This is a genomic window from Lysobacter enzymogenes, from assembly GCF_017168095.1.
GTDB lineage: Bacteria > Pseudomonadota > Gammaproteobacteria > Xanthomonadales > Xanthomonadaceae > Lysobacter > Lysobacter enzymogenes_D.
The window spans coordinates 1-7,214 of the sequence record NZ_LXSD01000525.1 but is presented as its reverse complement, the minus strand read 5'-3'; the positions used below and the strand labels follow the sequence as shown (position 1 = coordinate 7,214).

Here is a 7,214-nt window from a genome sequence, read left to right as displayed (position 1 = left end):
GCCGGAGCGGATCGAGCCGATCCCGCTGCCGAACCAGCCGCGCCCGCGCGGCACCTGGCGCTCGATCGTGGCCGCGGTGGCGGCGGTGCTGTGCCTGGTGGTCGGGCTGGTGTGGTGGTCGCTGGCGCGGCAGTCGCACGCGCCCGGCGCGACGCCGGCGCCGGTCGATCCGGCCCGGGTCGCCGGTTCCCCGCGCCCGTACCGCCTGATCACCTCGATGCCCGGCTTCGAAGTCCAGCCGACCCTGTCGCCGGACGCGGCCCTGGTCGCCTACGTGGCCATCCCCGAAGGCCAGCGCGGCACCGCGATCCTGGTCCAGACCACCGACCAGACCCCGCCGCGCCAGCTCAGCCGGCCCAGCGGCCAGGCCGAGGACAGCGCTCCGGCGTGGTCGCCGGACGGCCGCTCGATCGCGTTCCTGCGGGTCGACCCGGCGCGCTCGTGCAAGGTGCTGCTGATCGCCGCCAACGGCGGCGCCGAGCGCGAGGTCGGCGAATGCGACCCGCGCAATCCGCCGACCTTCGAGTGGACCCCGGACGGCCGCGGCCTGATCTTCGGCAGCATGCAGACCCCGCAGGGCATGGTCGGCATGCGCGTGCTCGACCTGGCCAGCGGCGAATGGCGCGCGGTGCCGTACCGCCCGGGCGCCGGCAACCTCGACCTGTCGCCGCGGTTCTCGCCCGACGGGCGCTGGATCGTGTTCCTGCGCAACAACCCGCAAGGCGACTTCTGGCGCCTGCCGGCCGAGGGCGGCACGGCCGAGCGGCTGAGCCAGCTCAGCGCCGACGTGCGCGGCTGGGACTGGCTGCCGGACAACCGCAGCCTCCTGTTCGGCCGCATGATCGACGGCGACACCCGCCTGTTCCGGCTGGACCTGGAAACCGGCCAGGCCCGCGACCTGGGCATCGAGTCGGCGCAGTTCCCGGCGGTGGCGGCCTCGCGTCCGGCCGCGGCCTTCGTCCAGCGCAAGCCTTACTTCGGCCTGTTCCGGGTGGTGCTGGGCGACACCTCCAAGGGCGCGGTGCACGTGGTCGACCCGCTGTTCCCGTCCTCGGCCCGCGACATGCTGCCGGCGGCGGCGCCGGACGGGCGCCAGATCGTGTTCTTCTCCGACCGCTCCGGCAGCAACCACCTGTGGTGGGCCGACCTCGACCAGCCCGACTCGCTGCGCATGCTGCAGGGCGTGACCCCGGGCACCCGCTACGGCGCCTCGTGGTCGGCCGACAGCACCCGGGTGACCGTGGTCGGGCCGGACGCCGAAGGCCGCAACGCGGTGTTCGAGATCGTCCCGGCCAGCGGGCGGGTGACGCGCCTGCCGGTGCCGGTCGAGGAGCCGATCCAGGCCATGCAGCTGCCGGATCCGAACCGGATCCTGATCCTGGCCAGCGCCGGCGACGGCCGCCTGCGGCTGAGCCTGTTCGACCGCAGCGCCTCGCCGTGGAAGCGGCTGGCGGCGATCGACGACGTGTCCGAGGGCCGCGCCGACCCCGCCCACGGCCGCCTGCTGTTCGCCCGCCAGACCCAGGCCGGGCTGTGGCAGGCCGACCTGTCGCTGACCGCGGCCAGCATCCGCCAGATCGACGACAGCGAACCGGTCGCCGACCGCTACCGCCTGTGGGACGTGGCCAGCGCGACCGGCGACCTGCGCTACATGGACCAGCAGCCGACCTGCCTGTCGCTGATGCGCCGGATCGCGACCCCGGAACTGCCGCCGTCGGCCCTGTGCCTGGACCAGAGCCGGCGTTCGGCGATCAACGGATTCAGCCTGAGTCCGCGCGGCGACACCGTCTATCTGGCGCTGGCCAAGTGGGATGGCGCCGATATCGGTTACATGGACCTGCCCGAGGAACCGAAAACCTTTGTGCCGGGCTGGCTCAACTGATTGATTAGATTGCGGAAAGTCCTTTCGGAAGTTCATCGGATGTGACATCGTTCCAAATTCGCCTAACTCTCCGTCAAATTTCCTGCGCCCGGGTTCGTTGCTCGCGCAAATAAAAACCTCATACCCCGCAAATGAGGTGGACCAATGGAGCAAGCATTGTGGGCGGATCGCGGACAGCTGCTGCAGCTGGACGCGCAGGATCAATCCGTTCAGGCAAGTTGCGTCGGCGTCTCGCGACTGGGCAGCGCCCAGTTGTCCGGCACTCACTTCTCGATCTGGGTGCAGTTGCGCGGCAGCTCGTGGGTTGAGGCCAAAGAGGGCAAGTTCCGACTCAAGCGCGGCGACTGGATCGCGTTCGAGCGAGACTCCAAGCCGGTGCTGCAGGCCGACCGCTACGGCGTCTGCGTCGGTCTCAACCTGACCCCGGACGCGATCAAGGCCATGGCCCGCCTGGCCGACAGCAGCCTCTACGCCGGCCGCGGCCGCATGAACCGCCACGACGCCCGCATCGCCCTGCGCCTGTGGCGCCAGGCCAGCGCGCGCAACAACGAGGCCGACACCGGTTTCGACCTCAACGCCCTGCGTCCGATCCTGCTGCATCTGGCCGGCGTCCAGCGCGAGCTGACCGCGCGCATCCAGCGTTGCCCGGGTCGTTCGCGCAGCCGCAAGCGCCAGGTCTTCGGCCGCCTCCAGCGCGCCCGCCTGTACCTGGAAGGCAATTGCGACCGCGTGGTGCGGATCAGCGAACTGGCCGAGCTGACCAGCTTCTCGAGCTGGTACTTCTCCAAGACCTTCCACAGCCTGTACGAGGAGAGCCCGCAGGCCGCTTCGGCCCGCATGCGCCTGGAACACGCCGCGGACTTGCTGAAGAACACCTCGATGATGATCGGCGAGGTCGCCGCCGCCAGCGGTTTCGACAACTGCTGCAGCTTCGCCCGCGCCTTCCGCGCCCGCTTCGGCACCTCGGCCACGCGTTACCGCAGCGCCGCGGCCAGCGCCAAGGCCGAAGCCGCCAAGCCGTCGGTCGTGCCCTTGCGCAAGCTGGCGATGGCGAGCTGATCGGGCGACGAAAGCGTTACGAAACACCGAAAGACGTTGCGAAACGGCCGAAGCCTGGCCGTGCAGTACGCTCCGAAACGATGTCGGCACCACCGTAAACGCAAGCTCCGAGCCCGCCGTATCCGGCCCGCCCCGATCCGACCCGACCGATTCGATCGTCAGTCGCCGATCCGGGACCACCGCCAGGCCGATACCGCCAGCCGCCTCCCCCAACAGGCCGGACTCCGCATCACCCGCAGCAACGCCGAGGTTTCGACTGCGCGCATCGCGCGCAGCCGAGCCTCGGCGGCATCGCGGCGCCGTCGGCGCCGCGTCGATGCCACGGCCCCGCGCGTGGCGCGCGTTCTCGTTTCGATCCCTTCTTATTTATGTGTTCGTGCGTTCGCGTGCGTCGTGCGTCCGTGTTCGTGTCGGCGATCGCGCCGATGCCGTGCGTCCGCAGCGCGCTCGATCTCGCGCGCATGAACGGACGATTCAGTTTTGGCGGCGAATGCGGCGAGCGAACGCAACGCATCCGGCCTCGTGTCGATGCGGGCATCGCGTCATGAACGAATCGTTCAGCATCGAACGCATCGAGTGCGTCGCGCGGCGACGCCAACGCGCGTCGCATCGGCTTGGCGATGAGCGTGCCGCGAGGCATCGACATCCGGCGCGCCGCCAACTCGCCCGTCTGAACGATTCGTTCAGTCAACGCCGTCGAATCCACTGTGCGATGCGCGCTCGCGAACGGCGCGACGAAGCTGCACGCGCATGCATTCCATAAACATGTACAGGCGCAAAAAACGTGATGTTCGCTGCGCGTCCGCGCGGCTGCGCGCGAGGTTTCGATACGCATCCGCTTCGATGCGTATGCATCGCGCTACCGGAAATCAGCGGCTTCGCCGCGACCGGGCCGGTTGCGCAAAGATGCGATGCAAAGCCGTTGTGCGAATTCAGCAAGACCCTCGGCAATGCCAAGCAAAGCGTTCGCCGAGTCGTATCGCGAACGCGCGAGCGCGACGAGATCGGTCAAAAACACCTGAAATTCATCACATTTAACGCGCGCGACATGCGTCTTTCGCAGCGATGACAGTGGCCTCTACGACCGACTGCGCAAAGTCTCCCGCTGCCAACCGCAAAGCAGTGCGGGGAGTTGGAACGTACTTTTGCATGGCGTTTTAACACGCCCATAACGAGATTACTGGAGAGAGATAGATGAACCATCGTAGTCTGCGCCCCGCGGCGCGGTACGGCGTTCTGCCGTCCGCCATTGCCGCGGCGCTTGTGTCCGCTCTGGTCCCGGCGATCGCCGGCGCTCAAGAAGCCGATGCCTCCAAAAACCCGACCACCCTCGATCGCATCGAGGTGACCGGTTCGCGCATTCGCCAGGCCAACCTGGAGACGTCGCAGCCGGTCGTCACCATGTCGCGCGCCGAGATCCAGAAGCAGGGCTTCACCTCGGTCGCCGACATCGTCCAGAACATCACCGCCACCGGTTCGCCGGCGATCTCGCGCGCCGACGCGCTCGCCTCGGGCGAAGACGTGGGCGGCCAGTACGTCGACCTGCGCAACCTCGGTCCGCAGCGCACCCTGGTGCTGATCGACGGCAAGCGCATGGGCATCAGCTCGACCGGTTACTCGGATCTGGCTTCGATCCCCAGCTCGATCGTCGAGCGCATCGAAGTGCTGACCGACGGCGCCTCGGCGCTGTACGGCTCCGACGCCATCGCCGGCGTGGTGAACATCATCACCCGCAAGCGCTTCGACGGCCTGGAAGGCAGCGCCTACATCGGCCAGTACGGCCAGGGCGACGGCAGCAAGGAGGTCTACAACTTCGTCATCGGCCAGACCGGTGAGCGCGGTTCGGTGACCTTGGGCGCCGAGTACAGCAAGGAAGATCCGGTCATGGCCCGCGACCGCGACTTCACCCGTTACCCGAACGGCCGCGCCCATCCGTTCCCGGATCTCGGCGGTCCCGACGGCTCGGTGCGCAGCAACGGCTGGAGCGCCATCAACCAGTGGGGCACGCTGTTCGACGCCGACGGCAACGCCTGGACCGCGAACCGCGGCACCACCGACACCTCCAAGCTGTCGAACTTCCACCCGACCGACGGTCTGAAGGACCAGGCCAACGCCAACGAGCAGATGTATCTCTCGACCGGCCTGGAGCGTCGTTCGGTGTTCGCCAACGCCGAGTTCGACATCACCGACAACCTGCGCGCCAAGGCCGACATCCTGTACACGGATCGCGAAGCCACCCAGCAGATCGCCGGTTATCCGTTCCGCTCCACCGGCTTCAGCGACCGCTACCCGGGCGACCTCACCCTGAAGGCCGGCAGTGCGTTCAACCCGCTCGGCGTCGACGCCGACTTCTACCGCCGCGGCTGGGAAGTTCCGCGCCAGACCAAGTCCGAGCTGACCACCTACCGCTTCAGCGGCGGCCTGGAAGGTTCGTTCGAACTGGCCGGCCGTACCTGGGATTGGGACGCGGGCTACCTGTACAACCAGAACAAGGGCACCAAGACCGGCACCGGCAACCTGTTCCTGCCGAACGCCGAGAAGGCGCTGGGCCCATCGTTCATCGACGCCAACGGCGTGGCGCGCTGCGGCACCGCCGCCGCCCCGATCGCGGGCTGCCTGGCGTGGAACCCGCTGCTGGGTCCGGACGTCAACGCCCCGGGTTCGCTGAACAACAAGGATCTGCAGAAGTTCCTGTACCTGCCGACCCACGACACCTCGACCACCAAGACCGAGGTCTACAGCCTCAACCTCAGCGGCACCCTGGCGACCCTGCCGGCCGGCGACCTCGGCCTGGCCGTGGGTTATGAGCACCGCAAGGAATCGGCGCACTACTCGCCCGACGCGCTGCTGCAGTCGGGCCTGAGCACCGACCTGGCCGGTAGCGAAACCCAGGGCGGCTACTCGCTCGACGAGTTCTACGCCGAGCTGGCCGTGCCGGTGCTGTCGGATGTGGCCTTCGCGAAGGAACTGTCGTTCAACATCGCCGGCCGCTACTCCGACTACAACACCTTCGGCGACACCACCAACGGCAAGTTCAGCCTGAAGTGGAAGCCGTTCGACGACCTGCTGATCCGCGGCACCTACGCGACGGGCTTCCGCGCCCCGACCGTGGCCGACCTGTACGGCGGCGTCGGCGAGAGCTTCGACAACTACACCGACCCGTGCGACACGCTGTTCGGTTCGGCCGTGCGCAACCCGCAGGTCGCCGCGCGCTGCGCCGGCGCGGTCCCGGCGAACTTCCGCCAGGTCGCCTCGGGCGGCAAGCCGGCCACCGGCCCGAACGCTCAGTCCGACAGCGCGTTCCTGTCGGGTTCCAACCCGCTGCTGACCCCGGAAACCTCGAAGTCGACCTCGATCGGTTTCGTGTACAGCCCGAGCTGGTTCGGCGGTTTCGACATCGGTCTGGACTGGTGGAAGATCAAGATCGAAGACGTGATCGCGGCTGAGACCGTCACCTCGATCCTGAACAACTGCTACGTGCTCGGCATCAACTCGGCGTGCAACCGCTTCGTGCGCGACGGGGACGGCCAGGTCGTGGGCGTGACCCGCAACCTGATCAACGCCGGCTACCAGGAGACCGCGGGTTACGACCTGAACCTCTCCTACCGTCTGGCCGACACCCGCTTCGGCAACTTCTCGTTCAACTGGAAGACGACCTACGTCGACTACCTGGAATACAAGCGCGACAACGAGAGCACCACGCCGGTCGAGCAGCGCACCGGTTGGGTCGCCGACGGCCTGAGCAACTTCCGCGTGCGTTCGAACTTCAACGCCGACTGGAGCTGGGGCGACTTCGGCGCGAGCTGGGGCATCCGTTACTACGGCGGCCTGAAGGAAGAGTGCGCGTACGATCTGGACGGCGGCAAGGAGTGCAGCAACCCGAACTACCGTTCCTCGTACAAGGGCGCGGTGCCGGTGCGCGAAGTGGGCAGCAACACCTTCCACGACGTGCAGGTCCGCTACAACACTCCGTGGAACGCGACCGTGGCGATCGGCGCGAACAACGTCTTCGACCATGTCGGCCAGACCATGTTCAGCCAGCCCAACAGCAGCTTCAGCTACAACGGCAGCTTCGACATCGGCCGCTTCGTGTACATGAAGTACACCCAGCGCTTCTGATAGAAGCCCAGGCGACACCGCGACACGACTACGGCCCCGCGAGGGGCCGTAGTTTTTTTATGCCCGCGAAACTTGGGCGAACTAGCTGTAGGAGCGGCGCGAGCCGCGACCGCGACAATGCAACTGCGCCGCAAGTTTCGTCGTAGTCGCATTG

4 protein-coding genes are annotated in these 7,214 nt (G+C 67.6%); 3 read left to right on the top strand and 1 reads right to left on the bottom strand.

The window, feature by feature from the left end:
* Both A7A76_RS21070 and A7A76_RS21065 read left to right on the top strand, forming a co-directional pair.
* A partial coding sequence (locus A7A76_RS21070; protein WP_206413145.1) for a PD40 domain-containing protein occupies window positions 1-1,882 on the top strand: 1,882 nt, incomplete at its 5' end.
* Between the two features lie 144 nt (window positions 1,883-2,026).
* Window positions 2,027-2,941 (top strand): helix-turn-helix domain-containing protein, encoded by a 915-nt coding sequence (locus tag A7A76_RS21065; protein WP_206413144.1) that lies wholly within the window; start codon window positions 2,027-2,029, stop codon window positions 2,939-2,941.
* A 229-nt stretch (window positions 2,942-3,170) separates the two neighbouring features.
* Here A7A76_RS21065 and A7A76_RS21060 read toward each other — a convergent pair whose 3' ends face one another.
* Window positions 3,171-3,776, bottom strand: a complete 606-nt coding sequence (locus A7A76_RS21060; protein ID WP_206413143.1) for a hypothetical protein — start codon at window positions 3,774-3,776, stop codon at window positions 3,171-3,173.
* A 359-nt stretch (window positions 3,777-4,135) separates the two neighbouring features.
* Between A7A76_RS21060 and A7A76_RS21055 the strand changes: the two genes are divergently transcribed.
* Window positions 4,136-7,060, top strand: a complete 2,925-nt coding sequence (locus tag A7A76_RS21055; protein ID WP_206413142.1) for a TonB-dependent receptor plug domain-containing protein — start codon at window positions 4,136-4,138, stop codon at window positions 7,058-7,060.
* Window positions 7,061-7,214: the final 154 nt, after the last annotated feature.

Excerpts from the sequence above, each read along its gene's own strand:
- A7A76_RS21065 (WP_206413144.1), top strand. The coding sequence starts at position 2,027 with ATGGAGCAAGCATTGTGGGCGGATCGCGGACAGCTGCTGCAGCTGGAC.
- A7A76_RS21060 (WP_206413143.1), bottom strand. The coding sequence starts at position 3,776 with ATGCGTATCGAAACCTCGCGCGCAGCCGCGCGGACGCGCAGCGAACAT.
- A7A76_RS21055 (WP_206413142.1), top strand. The coding sequence starts at position 4,136 with ATGAACCATCGTAGTCTGCGCCCCGCGGCGCGGTACGGCGTTCTGCCG.